The 19,951-nt window shown below is 64.2% G+C and carries 18 protein-coding genes; 7 read left to right on the top strand and 11 right to left on the bottom strand.

Annotation, left to right across the window (positions count from 1 at the left end):
- Positions 1 to 177 precede the first annotated feature (177 nt).
- Entirely contained in the window at positions 178 to 639 is a 462-nt protein-coding gene (locus tag BW975_RS15670) for a hypothetical protein (RefSeq protein ID WP_076535229.1), read from the top strand.
- Positions 640 to 649: 10 nt separating this feature from the next.
- Here BW975_RS15670 and BW975_RS15665 read toward each other — a convergent pair whose 3' ends face one another.
- From BW975_RS15665 to BW975_RS15630, 7 genes are all read right to left on the bottom strand, one after another.
- A complete protein-coding gene (locus BW975_RS15665) occupies positions 650 to 1,492 on the bottom strand; it encodes an ATP-binding protein (protein WP_076535228.1) in 843 nt (280 codons plus the stop codon).
- On the bottom strand, positions 1,489 to 2,400 hold the full coding sequence (tatC, locus tag BW975_RS15660; RefSeq protein WP_076535227.1) for a twin-arginine translocase subunit TatC: 912 nt from the start codon (positions 2,398 to 2,400) through the stop codon (positions 1,489 to 1,491). Before tatC ends, BW975_RS15665 begins: the two co-directional genes overlap by 4 nt.
- A complete protein-coding gene (gene tatB, locus BW975_RS15655) occupies positions 2,397 to 3,062 on the bottom strand; it encodes a Sec-independent protein translocase protein TatB (RefSeq protein WP_076535226.1) in 666 nt (221 codons plus the stop codon). The genes tatC and tatB overlap by 4 nt, the downstream gene beginning before the upstream one ends.
- A 7-nt stretch (positions 3,063 to 3,069) precedes the next feature.
- Entirely contained in the window at positions 3,070 to 3,327 is a 258-nt protein-coding gene (locus BW975_RS15650) for a twin-arginine translocase TatA/TatE family subunit (RefSeq protein WP_076535225.1), read from the bottom strand.
- 185 nt (positions 3,328 to 3,512) lie between these two features.
- Entirely contained in the window at positions 3,513 to 4,598 is a 1,086-nt protein-coding gene (locus BW975_RS15640; protein WP_076535223.1) for an ABC transporter ATP-binding protein, read from the bottom strand.
- Positions 4,599 to 4,701: 103 nt separating this feature from the next.
- Positions 4,702 to 6,081, bottom strand: a complete 1,380-nt coding sequence (locus BW975_RS15635; RefSeq protein WP_076535222.1) for an SLC5/6 family protein — start codon at positions 6,079 to 6,081, stop codon at positions 4,702 to 4,704.
- A 145-nt stretch (positions 6,082 to 6,226) separates the two neighbouring features.
- Complete coding sequence (locus BW975_RS15630; protein ID WP_076535221.1) at positions 6,227 to 7,006, bottom strand: SDR family oxidoreductase; 780 nt, start codon at positions 7,004 to 7,006, stop codon at positions 6,227 to 6,229.
- Between the two features lie 237 nt (positions 7,007 to 7,243).
- Here BW975_RS15630 and BW975_RS15625 point away from each other — a divergent pair, with 237 nt between their 5' ends.
- The 5 genes from BW975_RS15625 (at position 7,244) to BW975_RS15605 (ending at position 13,711) form a co-directional block, all read left to right on the top strand.
- Positions 7,244 to 8,284 carry a Hint domain-containing protein gene (locus BW975_RS15625; RefSeq protein WP_076535220.1) on the top strand — a complete coding sequence of 347 codons (1,041 nt, stop codon included), beginning with the start codon at positions 7,244 to 7,246 and terminating at the stop codon, positions 8,282 to 8,284.
- A gap of 48 nt (positions 8,285 to 8,332) precedes the next feature.
- The gene (locus tag BW975_RS15620; protein ID WP_076535219.1) at positions 8,333 to 9,940 is read left to right on the top strand and encodes a peptide chain release factor 3; all 1,608 of its coding nucleotides are present in this window, start codon (positions 8,333 to 8,335) and stop codon (positions 9,938 to 9,940) included.
- 553 nt (positions 9,941 to 10,493) lie between these two features.
- Positions 10,494 to 11,315, top strand: a complete 822-nt coding sequence (locus tag BW975_RS15615) for a sugar transferase (RefSeq protein WP_083687145.1) — start codon at positions 10,494 to 10,496, stop codon at positions 11,313 to 11,315.
- Positions 11,316 to 11,319: 4 nt separating this feature from the next.
- Positions 11,320 to 12,336, top strand: coding sequence for a CpsD/CapB family tyrosine-protein kinase (locus BW975_RS15610; protein WP_076535217.1), 1,017 nt, complete (start codon positions 11,320 to 11,322; stop codon positions 12,334 to 12,336).
- A gap of 133 nt (positions 12,337 to 12,469) precedes the next feature.
- Positions 12,470 to 13,711, top strand: a complete 1,242-nt coding sequence (locus BW975_RS15605) for a GumC domain-containing protein (protein ID WP_076535216.1) — start codon at positions 12,470 to 12,472, stop codon at positions 13,709 to 13,711.
- Here BW975_RS15605 and BW975_RS15600 read toward each other — a convergent pair.
- The gene (locus tag BW975_RS15600) at positions 13,708 to 15,075 is read right to left on the bottom strand and encodes an oligosaccharide flippase family protein (protein WP_076535215.1); all 1,368 of its coding nucleotides are present in this window, start codon (positions 15,073 to 15,075) and stop codon (positions 13,708 to 13,710) included. The two genes, BW975_RS15605 and BW975_RS15600, sit on opposite strands and share 4 nt — an antisense overlap.
- A gap of 131 nt (positions 15,076 to 15,206) precedes the next feature.
- Between BW975_RS15600 and BW975_RS15595 the strand changes: the two genes are divergently transcribed.
- Complete coding sequence (locus BW975_RS15595) at positions 15,207 to 16,505, top strand: glycosyltransferase (protein WP_076535214.1); 1,299 nt, start codon at positions 15,207 to 15,209, stop codon at positions 16,503 to 16,505.
- Here the strand turns inward: BW975_RS15595 and BW975_RS15590 are convergent.
- The 3 genes from BW975_RS15590 to BW975_RS15580 are packed head-to-tail and all read right to left on the bottom strand — an operon-like array spanning position 16,442 to position 19,919.
- Positions 16,442 to 17,257 (bottom strand): glycosyltransferase family 2 protein, encoded by an 816-nt coding sequence (locus BW975_RS15590; protein WP_076535213.1) that lies wholly within the window; start codon positions 17,255 to 17,257, stop codon positions 16,442 to 16,444. The two genes, BW975_RS15595 and BW975_RS15590, sit on opposite strands and share 64 nt — an antisense overlap.
- A complete protein-coding gene (locus BW975_RS15585; protein ID WP_076535212.1) occupies positions 17,254 to 19,008 on the bottom strand; it encodes a hypothetical protein in 1,755 nt (584 codons plus the stop codon). Before BW975_RS15585 ends, BW975_RS15590 begins: the two co-directional genes overlap by 4 nt.
- Entirely contained in the window at positions 18,963 to 19,919 is a 957-nt protein-coding gene (locus tag BW975_RS15580; RefSeq protein ID WP_244512574.1) for a hypothetical protein, read from the bottom strand. Before BW975_RS15580 ends, BW975_RS15585 begins: the two co-directional genes overlap by 46 nt.
- Positions 19,920 to 19,951 lie beyond the last annotated feature (32 nt).

Below are 19,951 nucleotides of genomic sequence, written 5' to 3'. Positions count from 1 at the left end.
CAGGCCCTACATTCCGAAAAGGGAGATTGGCCAAACTCTGTATTCCCAAAGAGTCCTCACCCAACACGATTTGCGGACACGGCATTTTCTTTTGGCCCATCCAGCGCCCCGAAATTGTGCCCGTGACGTCATGCAACGGCCATGATGTCGGCCTAGCGTGGATGGATGGAAAACTCGATGAACAGTATGAACCAACGTCCCCCGCAGCTTTTGCGCAGTTGGGGCGTATGGGCCGTTTCGATGGCGGCACTGGCGCTTGGCCTAGTTTTTCTTCAAATCGCGCTTCCGAGTTTTGACGCCAAACCCTCGACCGCAACTCAGATCGGCGAGATCGCGGGCGAGATAAAGCGCGCGGCCTGGCGCAGTTTTTTCGGCCTATCTCAGGCCAAGGTCGAGCCGGAAGCGCCAAAACTTGTCCACTATCTGGCGATCATCGCCCCCATCGCCGCAATCGCCGCGCTGATTCTGTCGCTCGTCTCACGTCTGTCGCACGAAAATTGGCGCCTCGGCGCCTACGGCGCCAGCATGGCAACCGCAGCGCTCATTTTCCAGTTCGTCTGGTGGTTGGCGCTCTTGATCATTGGATTTCTTTTGCTGGCCTCGATACTCGAAAATATCGGCGACATCTTCAGCTGGTAGATTGGCCCCGCTACGCCAGCCGGACCCCGTGTCGCCCCGCCAGATCGGTCACGAACTGCCACGCTACTCGGCCCGAGCGGCCACCGCGGGTAGCCTGCCATTCGATGGCCTCGGCGCGCAGATCGGCGTCCGAAATCTCGATCCCGAACGCGTCGCAATAGCCCCGGATCATCGACAGGAACCCGTCTTGGTCACAGGCATGAAAGCCCAACCAGAGGCCAAAACGATCGCTGAGCGACACCTTTTCCTCGACCGCCTCGCCCGGATTGATCGCCGAGCTGCGCTCATTTTCGATCATGTCGCGGGGCATCAGGTGGCGCCGGTTAGACGTGGCGTAGAAAATCACGTTTTCGGGCCGGCCCTCGATGCCGCCATCCAGAACCGCCTTCAGCGATTTATACTGCGCGTCGTCATGGCCGAAGCTTAGATCGTCACAATAGAGGATGAACCGCGCCTCGGACGACCGTAAGAGCGACAAAAGGCGCGTCACGCTGGTCAGATCCTCGCGCTGCAACTCGACAATCTTGAGCGGCAGGCCCTGTTTCACGATCTCGCCATGCACTGCTTTGACGAGGCTGGATTTTCCCATGCCCCGTGCGCCCCACAAAAGCGCATTGTTGGCAGGCAGGCCGCGCGCGAAGTGCAGGGTGTTCTCCAGCAGCGTGTCACGCGCCCGGTCGATGCCGACGAGGAGGCGCATGTCGACCCGCGATACGTCCGGCACGGGCTGCAGGTGATCGGGCGAGACATGCCAGACATAGGCGTCGCAGGCGGTCAGGTCGGGCGCCGGTGCGGGCGGTGGGCTGATCCGCTCCAGCGCCTCGGCAATGCGCTCCATCTCATCCCCGCTCATGACCGTTTGTCCTGATCCGCCTCGTCATCATCCAGGTCTTCGGGATGGCCCGTCAGATCCTCTTCCATCCCTTCCTCGTCGTCGAACCACAGGCCCTCGGCGCGCAGCTTGGCTTCGCGCTGACGCTCGACACGGGCGACCAGCTGGATCGAAATCTCATAAAGACCGTAGACCACGACGAAAAGAATACCTTGGGTAATGACGTCCGGCGGCGTCACCAGCGCGGCAAGAATAAGGATGCCGACGACCGCATATTTGCGCACAGCGCGCAGGCCGACGGCGCTGACAAGGCCGGCCTTGCCCATGAGTGTCAGGAGTACGGGCAGCTGGAAGCAGAGACCGAAGGCGACGATGAACTTGATCGTCAGGTTCAGATATTCCTGCGCCGAGCCTTGGAAAACCACGCTGAGCGGGGCCGCGCCCTGCACGCCATCAACGACTTCGCCCGCGTTCCCGAATTGCTGGAAACCGAGGAAGAAATCATAGGCGAGCGGCGTGACGACGTAGAAGGCAAAGCTGGCGCCAAGGATGAACATGAAGGGCGATGCGACGAGGAAGGGCAGAAACGCGCCCTTTTCATTGCGGTAAAGCCCCGGCGCCACAAAGCGCCACATCTGGTTCGCGATGAACGGGAACGCCAGGATAAAGCCGCCGAGGAGTGACACCTTGATCGCGACGAAGAAGCCCTCTTGCGGGCTGATGAAGATCAGGTCGCAATCCTGCCCGCGATCCGCCAACACCGAGCAAAGCGGCGCCGTGAGGTAATTGAAGATCGGCGTGGCAATCGTAAAGCAGATGATCATGCCGCCAAGGAAATACATCACCGAATGGATGAGGCGCGTGCGCAGCTCGGCCAGATGCTCGATCAGCGGGGCGCTGCTATCCTCGATCTCGTCTCCGGTGCTCATGATTTGGTCCCGGTCTTGGCAGTGGTCTTATCGGTGGCCTTGGCCGATTTACGCGGCTTGGCGGCGGATTTGGGCGTGGCCTTGTTCGCAGACGATGTCGCCGCAGGCTTTTTTGCCGCAGGTTTCTTGGTTGCGGCTGTCTTGGTCTCGGCTTTCTTGGCCGCAGGCGCCTTGGCGGTCGCTTTCTTGGCCGCTGGCTTTTTCGCCGCCGACGTCTTGGGCTTGGCCGCATCCTCGGCGGGCGCGGCTTTGGCCGCTTCGGCCTCGGCCTTCTCGCGGTCGAGCCGCTCTTGCGTCTGCTTGGCGGAATGGGCGGTGATCTTGTCCTTGGCCTCTTGCCGCTCCGGGCTGAGCGGCTCGGGATTGGCCTTGGGCTTGCCCGCGTCGCGGGTGGCTTGCGTGAAGCTGGTCGCGCTTTTCTTGACCTCGTTCATGGCCGAGCCGATGGGATTGCTGGCCTTGCGCAGCGTATCGGACATGCCCGACACGCCCGCATCATCGGCGGCATCGTTCATCGCCTTGGAGAACTCGCGCGCCATGCCCTTGGCCTTGCCCACGAATTGTCCGACGGTGCGGAACATTCCCGGCAGGTCCTTGGGCCCGACCACGATGAGCGCAACGATGCCGATGACCAGCAGCTCGGTCCAGCCTAGGTCGAACATGCTTGGCTCAGACCTTGTCTTTGGACTTGGATTTGGAGGCCGTGTCGTCCTTGGGTGTCACATCGCGTGCGCCGGCCTCGTGATCGGTATCGGCACTTGCTGCCGACGTCTCGATCTCCTTGTTGCCCTCGTCGATGCCCTTCTTGAACGAGGTGATGCCTTTGCCGACCTCACCCATCAGTGAGGAAATCTTGCCGCGACCGAACAGAACCAGCACGACGACGGCGATCAAAAGAAGGCCGGGAAGGCCGATATTGTTGAGCATGAAGTCTCTCCCAGAGTTCGGGGCGCGTGTGGCAGGCCCCGTTTGCATGACTGAATTCGTATCTAAACCCTGGCGCAGCCGGTTGAAAGGGCTAAGGCGGGCCGTGCCGGACGGAATCGCGAAAAAAGCGGCGATGCGCCTGTGGCCCCTGCCCGGCCATGAGTATTTTACGGAACAGTGAACGGTCAGGCGCGCGCCGGAAAGACAAAGCAGCGATCACGCCGGATCATCAGCCAGAGCGCCTTGCCAGGGCTGGGCAGGAATACGTTGGGCACCGTCGCCTTGAGGATGGAGCCGTCGTGATCCATGCGGAATTCCACGATGCTTTCCGAGCCCATGAAGCGCGCCCGCTGGACCACGCCGCGGGCGGGCGTGCCGTCCTGGGGCGTGGGATCCGGGCCGCGCCCGGCGCGGTCGAAATCGATCTTGATATGCTGCGGGCGGATCACGATGTCGACCTGCGCCCCATCCGGCACACCAGGGGCCAGGAAATGACCGAAAGGCGTTTCCGTCAGCGCGCCGCGTACCGTGCCGCGAATGGTGTTCACATCGCTGAAAAACGCAACGGCATCCTTGTCCACCGGCGCGTTGTAAACGTTGTAGGGCGCGCCCTGCTGAACGATGCGCCCGCCGCGCATGAGCGCGATATCATCCGCCATGCGCATCGCCTCGTCAGGTTCATGCGTGACCAGAAGGACGGCAGCATCCTCTTCGCGCAGGATATCCAGCGTCTCGTCGCGGATGCCGTCGCGCAAACGGTTGTCGAGGCCCGAAAAAGGCTCGTCCATCAGCATGATTCGCGGGCGCGGCGCGAGGGCGCGGGCCAGCGCCACGCGCTGCTGCTCGCCACCTGACAATTCATGCGGAAAGGATTTGGTGAAATGGCCAAGGCCGACGCGGTCCAAGAGCTCCTGCACGCGCGCCTGCGTCTCGGCTTTGGAGCCGGAGAGGCCGAAAGCGACATTGCCCGCAACGGTCAGATGCGGAAAAAGCGCGAAGTCCTGGAACATGAGGCCGATCTGGCGCTCTTCCGGGGGCACGCGTGCGGTACCGTCGCAAATCACGGTGCCATCGACGCGGATCGTGCCACTGTCTTGTGTCTCGACACCCGCAATCATGCGCAATGTCGTCGATTTGCCGCAGCCAGAGGGGCCCAGCAGGCAAGTCACCTGCCCCGGCATCACCGAAAGAGATATATCGTCAACCACGAGCCGGCCATCGTAGCGGCGGCTCAGATGTTCAATCTGCAGGCGAGGCGTCTGGGCGGGCATGTACGGGCCTTGATCATGTACGGGTATCCGAGCGAAGCGGTCGGGATTACCCTTGGACCTGCCAGATAGCAACGCCCCCCGGGGCTTGCAAGCGCCGGCGCCTCTAGGCCGGTTGACCGCTACGACGCGCGCCGGCCAGAGTTGCGGCAAAGCCGAGCGCCAGGACCACGATGCAGATCAGCAAGAGCTGCTCGTATTTATGCGCCTCGGGAAGGATCGCCATGGCCCACTCTGTGCCCCGTGCAAAATAGAGAACGGCCCCAGAGATCGCCGCCGCAAACGTCACCAGATAGGACCAAAGCGCAATGCGCCGCCCCATCACGAGGCCAACGATCAGGATGGGGGTCAGGAACATCGACGCCGTGCCGCTGACCGCGACCGCATCGAAGAGCGTCTGGTTGCCCCAAAGGGTCAGCGCCGCGCCGAGGCCCATGAACGCCGTCATCGCGATGCGCCCCGAGGTCAGGCTGCGCGTGCCGATCCGCAACTCTTCGACCACCAGCCGCGCCGCGCTGGCCAGCGCCGAGTCGAGCGTCGAGAGCGCCGAGACAAGCAGCGACACCAGAAGCGCGATGTAGAGCCAGGCGGGGAACATGGCGGACCATGTGCCCAAAAGCTCGCCCTCGTATTCGGCGCCGATTACGCCGGCTTGGATCCCGAACATGCCGAACGCGATGATGCAAAGGGTCGAGATCCAGAAGGCATGGCGGAACGAGCGCCGCGTCGTCGCCGGATCGGCCAGAAAGCCGCGATCCATCATCACCGGATCATGCGCGGGGTATGAAAAGACCTGAAGGAAGGCGACCAGCAGCAGGACCTGACCGTTCCAGGCGCCCGCCGTGCCCGGCGCCGTCAGGACACGCCCCAGATCGAAGCCGGGGCTGAGGATCAGAGCGATGAGAGCGGCGGCGAAGACGGCAAGGAAAACGCTCATTTGCAGCACATCCGTGCGCAGCGCCGCGCTCAGCCCGCCCCAGGCGCTGTAGGCGAGGCCAAGTAGCGCGACGATCACGATGGACGCCTCGCGCGCGATGCCCGTCTCGGGCAGGGCAGCGGCGAAGATGAGGCCCACGACCAAAAGGTTGGCGAAGACCTCGGACAAAAGGCGCAGTGCAATGACGAGGTTGTAGCAGCCGGTCCCAATGGCGCCAAAGCGCGCGCCCAGCCACGCCTGAACCGATCCCGCGCCACCCTCGCGCAGCCGCGCGACGATGAAGCCGCCGGTCAGGAACGAGCCATAATAGGCCGCATAGGCCAGCGTACCCCAGATGCCGTAAAAATAGCCAAGGATCGCGGAATTCATCAGCGACCGCGCGAAGATCCAAGTCGTGACCTGGCTGAGCACCAGGACCCACAGGCCCGGCGCGCGGCCCGTGACGCCAAGGCCGCCGAAGAACCCCTCGACCGTCGCGCGGCGCGGCGCGGCCAACAAACTGGCAAGAATGATGGCACCGAAGACGGCGATGATGATGGTGGCTTGCATGGCGAAACACTTCCCTTGATCGGCGCTCGTTTCGGCGCCTGCAGGGATCAGCGGTAGCCGGGGCAAGCTGCGCAGGCCACCGCCAAAACGCGGGCTGGCGCAAATGTGATGAGGGGCGCGGAAGGGCGAGCGCCCCCTTTGAGGATCACATCGTCAAGGACACCGCGCCGCCATCCAGCAGAAGATTCTGCCCCACGATGAACCCGGCCTTTTCCGAGCAAAGAAATGCGCAGGCCGCGCCGAATTCCTCGGCCGTGCCATAGCGGCGCACGGGTATGGTGGCATAACGCGCCTCGCGCGCCTCCTGCATGGTGATGCCCTGGGCCTTGGCGACGCCGCCATCGAGCTGCACCGCGCGGTCGGTGGCGTGGATGCCGGGCAAAAGGTTGTTGATGGTGACACCATGCTGGGCCACCTGCCGCGCGGTGCCGGCGACATAGCCAGTCAGCCCCGTGCGTGCGGCATTCGACAGCCCAAGCGCGGGAATGGGCGAGCGCACCGATTGCGAAGTGATGTTGACGACCCGGCCCCAGCCGCGCTCCATCATACGTGGCAGAACCGCCTTCATCAGCGCGATGGGCGTCAGCATGTTGGCATCGAGCGCCTTGATGAAATCATCGCGGTCCCAATCGCTCCAGACCCCCGGCGGCGGGCCGCCAGCATTGGTCACGAGGATGTCGATATCGCCCGCCGCCTTCAGCAGCTTGGCCTGACCTTCGGTCGTCGTCACGTCGCAAGCGATGGCCGTGACCTCGACGCCGAATTCGGCGCGAATCGTCTCGGCCGACGCGTCCAGCGCGTCCTGCCCGCGGGCGTTCATGATCAGATCGACGCCCTCCGCCGCCAAAGCACGGGCACATCCCAGCCCCAATCCCTTGGAGGAGGCGCATACCAATGCGCGCTTGCCGCTCAGTCCCATATCCATTTAGAATTCTCCCTGAAATCAGCGGCGACGCGCCCGGACAGCACCGGGGCCATGCCGCAAAATCTGCTTATGTCGGTCGCGGCTGCGCCACAATCCGTGCGTATTCCGGACCCTAAGCGAGGCGTAAAAGGACCGAAAGCTCAATTCGCCCCCGAGCGATCCTGTGGGGCCAGATGCGCGGTCAAGCCTGCGCAATGGCGACTTGACCTTGGCGCGCGAATGAGGGAGCCAGACCAGATGAGCGACGCTTTCCAGCAGATCTTACCCGTCCTGCGCGCCCGCGACATCTCGGTCGTGAGCGGCGCCAATCTGGGTGATGCGATGTCCTTCGCGGACGAGCTGGACCTCGATGACGTCTACGAGCTGTCGCTGAACGCACGCGGCGCCGCGCTGACGGTGCAGCCCGGCAAAGCGGGCGTTCTGACGATTGCGCCAGGATCCGCCATCGGCGAGACGGGCAACCACCTGCATCTCGATTCCGCGCTGACCATGATGACGGCCAACGGCACCACGACCGAACTGTTGATCATGGTCGAGGTGGACGTCGAAGGCGATGTCGAGGCGGTGTATGTTTTGCCTTTGGCGCGGATGATCCCGCGCTGCGAATACACCCTCGTCGGCATCGATCGCGAGGCCGTCCAAGGCCGCTTTGCCGAGGTCGCCTGCGTGTCCTTCACGCGCGGGACGATGATCACGCTGGCGTCCGGCGCGCAGACCCCGATCCAGGATTTGCGCCCCGGCGACATGGTGCTGACGCGTGATGACGGGCCACGCCCGCTACGATGGATCGGCTCTGGCACCGTGCGGGCCGTGGGGGATTTCGCCCCTATTCGCATTCGCGCCGGCGCGCTGAACAATACCGGCGATCTATGCGTCAGCCCAGAAAGCCGCCTTTTCATCTATCAGCGCTCGGACCAGTTGGGCGCCGGGCGGCACGAGGTGATGGTCCGCGCGCGCCATCTGGTGAATGGCGACAGCATCGTGCAGGAGCCGGGCGGCTTCGTTGATTATTTCCAGCTGCTCTTCGACGCGCATCAGATCATCTATGTCGAGGGCATCGCCGCCGAAACGATGCTGGTCGATCCGCGCACCCGCAGCATCCTGCCCACCGATCTGGACCTTGCCATGCGCGAGGCGGTTCAGGCCGCCGTCGAGGACGCACTGTTGCGCCCCCTGCCCGGTCATGACCGGCCCGCGCATCTGGATTTCGAGGTCCGCTCACAGCTATTGGACCGGCCGGGCGTCGCCGAGATCCTGCGCCGCGCCTCGACCCGCTGACGCGCGGCGGGCATTGCGTGCGCCCGCGCGTCGCACTATACGCGCCCCATGTTGGATACCGCCCCTAACCGCCCAGATCTGCCGCCCGAAATCGCGCGGCGCCGCACCTTTGCGATCATCTCGCATCCGGATGCGGGCAAGACGACGCTGACCGAAAAGTTCCTGCTTTTCGGCGGCGCGATCCAGATGGCGGGTCAGGTGCGCGCCAAGGGCGAGGCGCGGCGCACGCGGTCAGACTTCATGCAGATGGAAAAGGACCGGGGCATTTCCGTCAGCGCCTCGGCCATGTCTTTCGATTTCAAGGAATTCCGCTTCAATCTGGTCGATACGCCCGGCCACTCGGACTTCTCCGAAGATACGTATCGCACGCTGACAGCCGTGGATGCCGCCGTCATGGTGATCGATGGTGCCAAAGGCGTCGAAAGCCAGACTCAAAAGCTTTTTGAGGTGTGCCGCCTGCGCGATCTGCCTATCCTGACCTTCTGCAACAAGATGGACCGCGAGAGCCGGGACGTTTTCGACATCATCGACGAAATCCAGGAGAACCTGGCGATCGACGTTACGCCCGCCAGCTGGCCCATCGGTATGGGCCGCGATTTCATCGGCTGCTACGACATGCTGAACGACCGGCTGGAACTGATGGACCGCGCCGACCGCAACAAGGTGGCGGACAGCATCGAGATCGGCGGCCTGAGTGATCCCAAGTTGGACGAACACTTGCCTGCCGCCGCCGTCGCGAAGCTGCGCGAGGAGGTCGAAATGGCGCGCGAGCTCTTGCCCACGCTCGATCCGCAAGCGGTGCTCGAGGGACATATGACCCCCATCTGGTTCGGCTCCGCGATCAACTCCTTCGGCGTCAAGGAACTGATGGGCGGCATCGCCACCTACGGCCCCCAGCCCCAACCCCAAAGCGCCGAGCCGCGCCAGATCGCGCCTGAAGAGGGCAAGGTCACCGGTTTCGTCTTCAAGGTGCAGGCCAACATGGACCCCAAGCACCGCGACCGCGTGGCATTTCTGCGCATGGCCTCGGGCCATTTCAAGCGCGGCATGAAGCTGACCCATGTGCGCTCTAAAAAGGCGATGACGGTGTCGAGCCCGGTCCTTTTCCTCGCCTCCGACCGCGAGCTGGCCGAGGAGGCCTGGGCTGGCGACATCATCGGCATCCCGAACCACGGTCAGCTGCGCATCGGCGACACGCTGACCGAGGGCGAGGCGCTGCGCGTCACCGGCATTCCCAGCTTTGCACCGGAACTCTTGCAGACCGCCCGCGCGGGCGATCCGCTGAAGTCCAAACATCTCGAAAAGGCACTGATGCAATTCGCCGAGGAAGGCGCGGCCAAGGTCTTCAAGCCCGCTTTCGGTTCTGGCTTCATCGTCGGCGTCGTCGGCGCGCTTCAATTCGAAGTGCTGGCCAGCCGGATCGAGCTGGAATACGGCCTGCCCGTCCGGTTCGAGCCATCGCAATTCACCTCCGCAAGATGGGCGCAGGGCAGCCAGGCTGCCATCGACGCCTTCACCAAGGCCAACCAGGCCCATATCGCCCATGATAACGACGGCGACATCGTCTATCTGACCCGCATGCAATGGGATATCGACCGCGTGCAGCGGGACTACCCCGATATCCGCCTGACCGCGACGAAAGAGATGATGGTCTGACGCCCATAAGGGGCCGAGAATCACCCTCAATCATGGTCCGGGCGACGAACACATTCGCGTCAAAACCGGTGGAACCCTCCGAAATCAAATGATTTCAAGCTTCATGCCGGTCAACAACTTTGTTGCAAATTTACGCTTATTTTGTATAAGCTGCTTATCGCGCATGCGATATTTTGTGACTTGTCGAAACAATGGGGGTTGTTCGAGACGGTCGTTGCCGAAATCTCTGAAATCACACGCAAGAGTTGCGCCGCTCTCCGACGCGATCCCTTGCGATGGAAGTCTCTGCGAAACAATGTGTTTCGTTAGAATTTTCTGAAGATTTAACAGAGCGATGTTACGGTGATCTTGTCGAAATAAAGGCATTTTTCTGGCCTGAACTCGGCACGGTCCGCTTCGTACGCCCTGCTCCGCCTGTTGCGGAACACGACTGGGCGACACGGGGAGTTATCGGCGCAAGGGGCACAGATCCCGCGTCGAACAGGATCTGGGCAGTTGTTTTTTTGTGTTGCACGGGTGTGGGGCCGTGCGTGGTTAATGATTGGGGTCTGCCATGTCCGAAGCGAATGTCGATGTATCGGCACCCTCTGTGCGAGCAGGGGTGCCGGGTTACTCAGTGCCGCGCCGCGAACGGTCTGCTAACTTGGCGGCCTATCTCAGGGACGCGCCTTTCGCGGCGCAAGCGTATGCCGCAAAGCCCACGACAATAGCCTCCTATGGCGGACCCGCGCCCTCCCTGCCCGCCCCGCCGCTTCCGGTGCCATCAGGCACTTACGCCGCCTTTGGCAAGCGCGCGATCGACATCACGCTCATCGTTTTGGCGGCGCCCATTGCGCTGCTGCTGATCGGGATCTCTGCGCTTCTGCTGTGGTTCGAGGGCGGTTCGCCCTTTTACCGGCAGGCGCGGCTGGGCAAGGGCGGGGATCATTTCCAGATCCTCAAACTGCGCACCATGGTGCGCGAGGCCGACCGTATGCTTGAGGCGTGCCTTGCCGCTGACCCCGCCATGCGCGAAGAATGGGACCGCACCCAAAAGCTGCGCCACGATCCGCGCATCACCCGCATTGGCGCCTTCCTGCGCAAGACCTCGTTGGACGAGTTGCCACAACTTTGGAACGTGCTGCGCGGCGAAATGAGCCTTGTCGGTCCGCGCCCCATGCTGCCCGAGCAGCTGGCGCTTTATGGCGATGCATCACATTACTTTGCCCTGCGCCCCGGCGTCACCGGATACTGGCAGGTTTCGCAGCGCAACGAGAGTACATTTCGGGCGCGCACGGCGCTTGATATCGCATATCTTTATGACATTTCACTGATCGAGGATGCCAAGGTGCTGTGGCGCACCGTTGGCGCCGTCGTCAAACGAACGGGGGTCTGAGCCTGTGTTCAAGCAGTACCGCAATTCTGGCCAGCGCGCCCACGGCAAGCCCTTCTCCGGGCTCTCGGCCCCGGTGCGCGAGAAGGGCGACCTGCCCTTCGATCTGGAGTTGACGCGCCGCGTGACGGGCGCCGCCATGGCGCCCAAATGGGGTACGCGCGATCCGGCCGAAGCGCCTCTGGTCGATGCCTATTACGACAGTTTCGATGAAACCGATCTGTTTGACCCTGACAACGGCAGCTTCGAGGGCGATGCAAGCCTCGCGCGCGATGTGGCAATGCGGGACCGCGACCTGCCCGTCGGCCCGGATCTGTGGTCCATCCTGCCCGAGGGGCGCTTTGGCCATGGCGGCACGCCGCTGGAAATGCAGATGCGCCTTATACGCCAAGACCGCACCATCCTGCGCGCGTTCGACGATTTGCGCACGCAGCTCGTGCGCACGATGCACGGCTCGGGCTGGTCCCGCATCGCCATTGCGGCGCCTACGGCAGGATCCGGCGCCAGCTTTACCGCCGTCAATCTTGCGCTGTCGGTCGCGCGCATCCCCGATATGCGCGCACTCTTGATGGATCTTGATCAGCGCGGCCCCGATATTGCGCATCTTCTGGGTATGAAGGCTGGCGGGGGCCTGCCCGCGCTGCTGGCCGGCGATATCGGGCCGCAGGACCATCTGATCAAACCGTGCACGACGCTGGCCGTGGGCCTGGGGCGTGGCAGTGCGCAGGACGCGTCCGAGATCCTGCATGCACGCCGCACTGGGGCGGTAATGGACGCGGTTTTGGACGCCCTGCGCCCGGACATCGCCATATACGACTTGCCGCCCATGCTCGAGCATGACGATCTGGAGGCGTTCTTGCCGCAGGTCGATGGTGTGCTGCTCGTTGCCGATGCCACCCGTACCCTGGCCAGCCAGATCACCGAATGCGAGCGGCGGCTTGAGGGCAAGACCCATCTTCTGGGCATCATTCTCAACCGCACCCGCCCCGCCCGGCCCGAGCCCCGGCAGCGCCGCGCCGCCTGAATGACGCCGCGCTGCGGATGCAGCCGTCATAATCTCGCCCCTTTACCATGTTAAAAAATGGGGCAGATTATGAAGCAAGCGGTGCGGCCTGTCCGCCGTACGCGCCATATCAAGCGTGGGGAACAGCCAGCGGATGGGATCGATCTTTTCGATTGCCGATTTTCTAGACATGCTGCGGCGTCGCCGTGGCCTGATCGTTGCTGTCTTTCTGCTGGGCTGTGCCCTGTCGCTGCTCTTTGCCGCCTCCCAGCGTCATCTCTACAGCTCGTCCGAGGTCTTGCAGATGCAGGGCGCAGTCATCCCCGGCGAAATGGCCCCTTCGACGGTACAAGGCTCTTCTGCGCGGCGGCTTCAGCTGATCGAGCAACAAGTCATGTCGCGCGGTGCCATTCTGGAGCTGATTGAGGAATTCAAGCTCTTCTCGGATCAGCCAGGGCTGACCGAGGCCGAGCAGGTCTCGGCCATCCGCGAGGCTGTCAATATCTCGGGCGTCGCGGCCGCGCGGGACGGCTATCGCGATGATGGCGAGGTATCGTTGCTCAGAATCTCGGCCACATGGCCTACGGCTGAGGGCGCGCGCCTTTTGGCGCATGAAGTCTCGCAGCGCACCGTGTCGCTCAGTGTCAGCTCGCGGCTGGAGCAGTCTCGCGAAACGCTGGATTTCTTCACGCTGCAAGAGGATACCGCCCTGCGTGAGGTTCAGGCGCTGGAGCGCGAGATCAGCCAGTTTCGCGCCCGCAACGACATCGCCCTGCCAAGCGCCGCCGAAAGCGTTCAGCGCGAGATCGCGGCGCTGAACGAGGCGCTGCTGACGATCGACCGCCAGATGATCGCGCTGCAGCGCCAGATTGCCCAGCCTGCCGAGTCGCGTATCGAGCGGCGGGCGCGCGAAGAACAGCGCGCCGAGCTGGACGGGCTGGCCGAAGAGCGCGCCCTGCTGGAGCGCAACATCGACGCCCTCTCCGCCTCGATCGCGGGCACATCCGAGGCCCAGGCGCGCTTGGTCGAATACGACCGCCAGCTCGAGGCGTTGCAAGACACGCTCGCCGCAGCCACCGCCCGCCGCAAGGAGGCCGAGACGGCCTACCGGCTGGAAACGCAGCGCCAGGCCGAGCGCCTGACCGTTCTGGAGCCAGCAGTCGAGGCACAATACCCCTTCACCCGCTCGCGCAAATCGCTGGCCATACTGGGCGCATTGGTCAGCGCGGTTGCCGCCGTGGGCGCGGCCTTCCTCATGGATCTGCGCCATCCCGTCATCCGCTCTGCCGCGCAGATGGAGCATGCGCTGGGCCTGCGCCCGGTCGTGTCGATCCCGCGGATGCAGCCCCAACGCCGCCGCCGCCGCAGCCTGCTGGACCGGATCCGGCGCCGTTAGGGCGCGGGCGCGCCCGCGAGGGCCGCGATCTCGGCCCAATGCAGGTGCAAAGACCCCCAGACCAGCGCCAGACCGGCGAGCCCGAAGACTGCATCATGCAGCGCATCCCAAGCCTGATGCCGCCGCGCCAACCGCACCAGCACCGGATAGGCGATGAGCAGAGCGACCCCCATCGCGACCAGCGCACCGATCAGGCCAAAAGCCTGAAAGCCGCCATATAGCATTGCGACTTGAAGGACCGCGCGCAGCGCCGAGTAGACAAAGACACCGCGCGAATTCCCGGCCGCCAGCGCCGCGCGATCATATGTCAGCCCGATCGCCTGCGGCACGAAGGCCAGCGCGATCAGAACCAGCATGGCGCCGGCAGGCGCATATCGCGGATCATAAAGCAGCGCGACCAGCCAAGGCCCCGCCAGCGCCATGATGGCCAGCAAAGAAAAGACACCCCCCGTCATCACAAAGCGCATCCGGCGCAGTCGGGCGCGGTTCGCAGCGCTCTCGCCCGGCGGGCGGTCCCGATAGACCGGAATCAAAAGCTGCTGCGCAACCGACCCGCCCAGCAGGACCGGGAAGCTCGCTAGAAAAAACCCGATATTGTAGATGCCCAGCGTGCGCAGATCCAAAAGCGCGCCCAGGATCGCCTTGTCGCCCTGCACGCTGAGGAACGTGAAGGCGGTGCTGAGAAAGATCCATTTTCCAAAATGCACCTGTTCGTGCAGCGCCGCAGGCTCCAGCCGGAAGCGGTTGTACGCGCCGGGCATGAGCCACGAGGTCAGGATAAGCTTGGCCAGGGCGGTCAACACACTCCCAAGGACCAGCGCGATCACCGATTGCGTGAGGACCGCCAGCACGATCATCCCGATCACGCCGATGGCCTGCGCCGCCAAATCCAGCGCGGTCAGGCGCCCAAAGACCAGATGGCGATGTGCCGTCTCGATCCGCGTCGGGAAAAAGCCCGAAATGACCAGCGCGATCCCGGCGATGGGCAGGTAAAGCGCCAGCGCCGGCTCATCGTAGATCCGGGCCATCGGCACCGCCAGCGCGAGCGTCACGGCCCAAAGCGCCAGACCCCGCATCACCTGGATCGTCCAGGCGGTGTTCAGGAAATCGGGATCATCGCCGCGCTTGGACTGGCTGATCGACGGGCCGATCCCCACATCCGAAAACATCATCAGCCCGACGGTCACGACCGTTACCAGCGTCATCAGCCCGAACGCCTCGGGAAAGAGGAGCCGCGTCAGGATGAGGTTCGAGGCCAGCCGCAGCGCCTGCGCGCCACCATAACCCATCATCACCCAAGACGCGCTGCGCAGGATGCGTGCGGTCAGCTGGCCGCCGATAAAGGGCGCGGTCAGACGCTTCATGGCGCCCGTCGCACAATACGCGGGGCGGTCATGCCACCCTGCCCGAGCAAAATGTCTGCGCCGGGCGCAATCGCCTTGTGCCAAGCGGCGCGCAGGCTAGGCTGCAGGCCCGACAGCCGGAGCGCCCCGATTTGAAGATCGCCTATATTCTCAATACCTACCCGCAACCCTCGCACAGCTTCATCCGGCGCGAGCTGCAGGCGCTCGAGCGGCAGGGATTTGCCATCGACCGCATTGCGATGCGACCCGCCGAGGTAGAGCTGGTCGATGCGGGCGACCGGGCCGAGGCCGCGCGCACCCATTACGTGCTGCGTTGCGGCGCTGTTGCCCTTGCGAGCGATCTCGCGTTGCAGGCGTTGCACGCACCACGTGGTTTTGCCGCCGCGTTGAATCTGGCCTGGCGCTGCGGCACGCGCGGCGAGGTGGGACGCCTGCGCCACATGATCTATCTGGCCGAGGCTGCCCACATTGCGCGCCGCTGCGCCCGGTCCGGCGCCCGGCACGCCCATGCCCATTTCGGCACCAATGCCGCCACCGTAGCAATGCTGTGTCACGCAATGGGCGGGCCGCGCTACAGCTTTACCGTGCACGGCCCCGAGGAGTTCGATGCGCCCCGCGCCCTGTCTTTGCCGGATAAAATCACGCGCGCCGCCTTCACCGTGGCGATCAGCAGTTTTGGCCGCTCGCAACTCAGCCGGCTTGTCCCGCACGGCACTTGGGCGCGCATTTCCGTCGTCCATTGCGGAATCGAGCCTGACGTTTTTGCACAGCCCGCCCCGATGCCGCCCATCGGGCCGGATGCGCCCTTGTGCCTTGTCGCCATCGGCCGGTTTGTCGAGCAGAAAGGCCAGATGATGTTGCCCGGCGCGCTGCGCGTTGCGCTGGACCGTTTGCAGACTGACGGAAGCGGCGCAGGCGGCATCCACCTGACCCTGATCGGCGACGGCCCTTTGCGCCCCGCACTTGAGGCAGGTATCGCCGAGGCCGGTCTGACGAAGCATGTTACGCTGACCGGCTGGCTCGACGAGGCGGGCGTGCGCGATCAACTGGCGCGCGCGCATGGCCTGATCATGCCCAGCTTTGCCGAAGGCTTGCCCATGGTCGTGATGGAGGCGATGGCCGCCGCGCGGCCCGTGATCGCCACCTACATCGCCGGCACGCCCGAGCTGGTTGAGGATGGGCGCACCGGATGGCTGGTGCCCGCTGGCGACGCTCTGGCACTCGCGAAAACCATGGTGGAAATGGCTGCCACCCCTGCCGCCACACTCGACCGGATGGGCAAGGATGCCCGCGCCCGCGTGCTGGCGCGCCACGATATCGACACCGAGGCGGCGAAGCTTGCCTTTTTGATCGGCGGCGCGGCGGATCACCGGCCTCTCACCCAACCGCCCGGCCCCGGCAGCCGCACGGCAAGCGATACCGCGCCGTAGACCGCAAAACCAATCGGATCCTGTAGCGCCAGTCGTACCACATCACCCGCGCCCATCCGCGCCCGGCCCTCATTTTGCGCCAGATGCGGAAAGCGCGCCGTGATCTCGGCCACGCCGCGATCCTGCCGCCGACGCACCCGGACAAGGCGATGCCATCCCTCGACCATGGGCCAACTATAGTGCGCGGGCACTTTCAGCCGCTCTTCGGGCGCGAAATGCAGGCGCACGAATGTATCGTCCGAAATGATGTCGGGCCATACGTCCCAGCGCGCCCGCCCGGCCGCATTCACGGCAAAAATACCAAAGCCCGGCACGCCCTGGGCCACGAAAGGCAGCCTCTGCCAGAGCCGCGCATAGGCGCGGGTCAGTGCGCTCTGGGCGCGCGCCACGCTCGGCGTGCCGCTGGCATATCGCGGCGCAGCGAGCGCAAGCGCCGCGACCAGTTGGGAAATCAGGTCTGGCGCCACAATGACATCCGCATCCAAATAGATCCGGGTGCCGTGATGCGCCGCCCGATCGCCAAGCTCCAGCGCCTGCAATTTACCGCCCTGGGGCGTCTCGATAACTAACAGATTACGCTCCGATGACGCATGATCTAGCGCCTTTTGCGCGGTCTTATCCGCGCAGCCATTGGCGACCACGATCACCTGCAGCGCCGTGCCTTCCAGATCCGAGGCAAAGACCGCCTCGAGGCACGGGCCGATATACCCCGCCTCGTCATGGGCGGGGATGATCACGCTGGCCGCCTTCATTTGCGCGCCTCGATGGCGCGCCAGCGCGGGTTGCGGTCACCCGGCCAGCGCATCGCGCCCCAGCTGCCCCATTTACCGGGAGCAGAGAGATCGTTGAACTGGTTGAACGGACCGGCCTTGAGCGCCGACCAGCCATCCATCAAATCGGCGTAAAGCGCGCCCATCTCGGCGGTATAATTGAAATGCACCAAAAATTCGGTGAGCGCGGCGTCATCCACTTGCAGGCCGACGCCCACCACATGGCTGCCACCCTCATACATCGTCAGGGCCAGCCCGTGCCGCTGTGCAACCTCGGCGTGGTAGGGCCAGATGCGCTGGATCATATCCGCCAGTGTGTCCTGGCTGTCACCGGTTTCGGCTCCGCTGCGCAGCTCGGCTGCCGCGAGGCGGCTGGCCAGATCATAGCGGTGGCGGGTGATGTAGTCGTCCAGACCGTCGCCCATCAGCCCCGCCGCACGCCCATCGGCCTCGGCGGCAGCGCGGCTTTGCTCAAGCCAGGCCGCGACCAGCCCGCGCCGCTTGTCCGAGCCGAGGACATGCCCAAAATACCCTGTCACAGCATAAGCGTCGAAGGCGGCGGCGGGCGCGTCCCACCCGTCGGCCACCGCCAGAGGAGCCGTCAGGATATCCGCCTCGAGCCCCAACCAGCCGGTCTGCGTCGCAATGACGTTGACGAGGCGCGCGCGGTCCTCTGCAAAGACTTCGGAGAATATCCGCGCCACTTCGGCGGCGCGCAGTCCGAAAAATTGTGCCCCGCGATCGGCGACGCCCCACAGCGCACGCGCCTGCGCATCGGCCCATTCCGTCTGAGCGAATTGCCAGTTCCAGACTTCATTTGAAAACTCCACATGCACGCGCCGCCCATCGGGAAGCGCCGCGCGCACGGCTTGGGCCATCTGGCGCGCATAGCTATCTTCGGCCAGATGCGGCACGCACAGCCAGGGCTCGGCCTCGAGCGCGGCGCAGAGCGCCATCATCACCTCGATCGGCGCACCGGCGCGGGTATAGGAAAAATCGCCCGCCTGCGCGCGCGCCTCCCACGCCGCGGAGCCCGCATTGTTGGTATTCATCCAATCCATGAAGCGAAGGGTGCGGGCGCCGCGGAGCGTGTCGATCCAGTCCGGGCGAAAGAGTGCGCCACGCTCATGCAAATCTTCAAGATCAATCCTCATGACCCTGATATTACGCACATAATCGCCCGACCCCTGTCGGTCACTGCGTTGAATTCGAATATCCACAGGACCGGGACCGGGCGCGAAATCGAAACTGACCTCATTGTCGCCGTAGCGCACGTTCCGGGCGCGGCCCGACACCTCGACGATGCCGTCACCGTCAAAGCGCAGCACGTAGCGGCCCGCCAGCGCCTCTGCCTCCTCGGGCAGATCGGTCATCAGCACCGTTCCGATAGAGCCAAGATCACCGGGGATGCGCGTAGGCCAGCCATTGGCATCCAAAAGACCGGCCTCGGCAAGGGACGTGTAATTGCGTCCGCCCCATTGGCCAGGCAGATGGCCGATCCAGCGGCGTGCGGTCTTGAAGACGTCAATGAACGGCTGCTGGCTGCTCCAATCATTGATCGGCGCGAGGTTGAACGACACGCCCGCCCGCCCCGCCTCCTGCGCCTGCGCAAAGCGCGGCATCAGAGGCGCGGCCATCAGGCCCGCGAGAACCGCACGGCGGCTGGGGCCTTGAGCTGTGCCCGAGGTCACCGTGCCACCCCCGTCGATGGCATGCCCCGCACGACGCTCCAAACCGTCTCTTGCATCGCCAGCGCCAGGTCGCGGCCCGGCGATTGAGCCACCGATCCATCGGCACGGCGCAGCGTATGCGGGAGGCCGGTGGGGTCGCGGTGATAGAGCACGGCGTAATGGGTAAGAGCCACAAGGTAATGGCCCAGATCATTCAGGTGGATCATGTCTTGCGAGCCGTCCTCATTGAGCCGGAAGAGATCAGCCTTTGCTTGCACGGGGCCAATGCCGCCCGAAGCCTCGACGCGGCGCACCAGTGCGGCCATTACCTGACCTGCGGGTATGATACGGACCGGAGCGGCATCGGGATCATGCGCCGGGCGCAGAATCCGCGCCTGCCATGCGCCCTCGAAGTCGCGGTCCAGCCGCTCCAGCCAGCCAGCCGGATCATCAAGGTGATGCCACGTCTCGTATAGGTAAATGCGCGTATCCGCTCCACCACTCCGCGCAAGTTTCGCCCATTTTTTCAGGTAAAATGGCGATTTATGGTAATTGATCGCGTCCTCTATTTCGACCATCTCGGTCAGAACAATCGCATCATACGCACCGCTGGCGATCGCCTCGCGCGCAGGGCGAAAGGCAGGGTGATCATTCTCGGCATCAAAGCCGTTGATCGCCAGATCCGGCTCCCAATGCTCGCGCAGCGACGTGCCCCAGCCTAGTTGGCTGTGATGCCCATGTCCTTCGGGCGCGAGTTGCTGCAGCATCGCGGGCATGTCCCGGCCCACCAGCGAGTGGCCCAGATGATAGACCTGCAGCCCGCCATCGGGCGCAGCCAACGGAGCGGCACGATAGGCGGCCTGCATCTCCTCTGCGTTTGGGCTGGATGGGGCAGCGCGAAGCGCCCAAAACGCGCCCGCACACGCCAGCGCCAGAATACCGGCGCCGATCCAGATCATCGATGACGTGCCCATACCAACCTCGTGCCTTGCAGCCCGGCAATCCT

The sequence above is a fragment of the Roseovarius nanhaiticus genome, from assembly GCF_900156535.1.
GTDB classification, from domain to species: domain Bacteria; phylum Pseudomonadota; class Alphaproteobacteria; order Rhodobacterales; family Rhodobacteraceae; genus Roseovarius; species Roseovarius nanhaiticus.
The sequence above is the reverse complement of the archived record's forward strand: the minus strand, read 5'-3'. Positions and strand labels throughout refer to the sequence as shown.

What these genes read in the sequence shown, in the direction of transcription:
- BW975_RS15670 (WP_076535229.1), top strand. Translation starts at nt 178, where the DNA reads ATGAACAGTATGAACCAACGTCCCCCGCAGCTTTTGCGCAGTTGGGGC.
- BW975_RS15665 (WP_076535228.1), bottom strand. Translation starts at nt 1,492, where the DNA reads ATGAGCGGGGATGAGATGGAGCGCATTGCCGAGGCGCTGGAGCGGATC.
- tatC (WP_076535227.1), bottom strand. Translation starts at nt 2,400, where the DNA reads ATGAGCACCGGAGACGAGATCGAGGATAGCAGCGCCCCGCTGATCGAG.
- tatB (WP_076535226.1), bottom strand. Translation starts at nt 3,062, where the DNA reads ATGTTCGACCTAGGCTGGACCGAGCTGCTGGTCATCGGCATCGTTGCG.
- BW975_RS15650 (WP_076535225.1), bottom strand. Translation starts at nt 3,327, where the DNA reads ATGCTCAACAATATCGGCCTTCCCGGCCTTCTTTTGATCGCCGTCGTC.
- BW975_RS15640 (WP_076535223.1), bottom strand. Translation starts at nt 4,598, where the DNA reads ATGCCCGCCCAGACGCCTCGCCTGCAGATTGAACATCTGAGCCGCCGC.
- BW975_RS15635 (WP_076535222.1), bottom strand. Translation starts at nt 6,081, where the DNA reads ATGCAAGCCACCATCATCATCGCCGTCTTCGGTGCCATCATTCTTGCC.
- BW975_RS15630 (WP_076535221.1), bottom strand. Translation starts at nt 7,006, where the DNA reads ATGGATATGGGACTGAGCGGCAAGCGCGCATTGGTATGCGCCTCCTCC.
- BW975_RS15625 (WP_076535220.1), top strand. Translation starts at nt 7,244, where the DNA reads ATGAGCGACGCTTTCCAGCAGATCTTACCCGTCCTGCGCGCCCGCGAC.
- BW975_RS15620 (WP_076535219.1), top strand. Translation starts at nt 8,333, where the DNA reads ATGTTGGATACCGCCCCTAACCGCCCAGATCTGCCGCCCGAAATCGCG.
- BW975_RS15615 (WP_083687145.1), top strand. Translation starts at nt 10,494, where the DNA reads ATGTCCGAAGCGAATGTCGATGTATCGGCACCCTCTGTGCGAGCAGGG.
- BW975_RS15605 (WP_076535216.1), top strand. Translation starts at nt 12,470, where the DNA reads ATGGGATCGATCTTTTCGATTGCCGATTTTCTAGACATGCTGCGGCGT.
- BW975_RS15600 (WP_076535215.1), bottom strand. Translation starts at nt 15,075, where the DNA reads ATGAAGCGTCTGACCGCGCCCTTTATCGGCGGCCAGCTGACCGCACGC.
- BW975_RS15590 (WP_076535213.1), bottom strand. Translation starts at nt 17,257, where the DNA reads ATGAAGGCGGCCAGCGTGATCATCCCCGCCCATGACGAGGCGGGGTAT.
- BW975_RS15580 (WP_244512574.1), bottom strand. Translation starts at nt 19,919, where the DNA reads ATGGGCACGTCATCGATGATCTGGATCGGCGCCGGTATTCTGGCGCTG.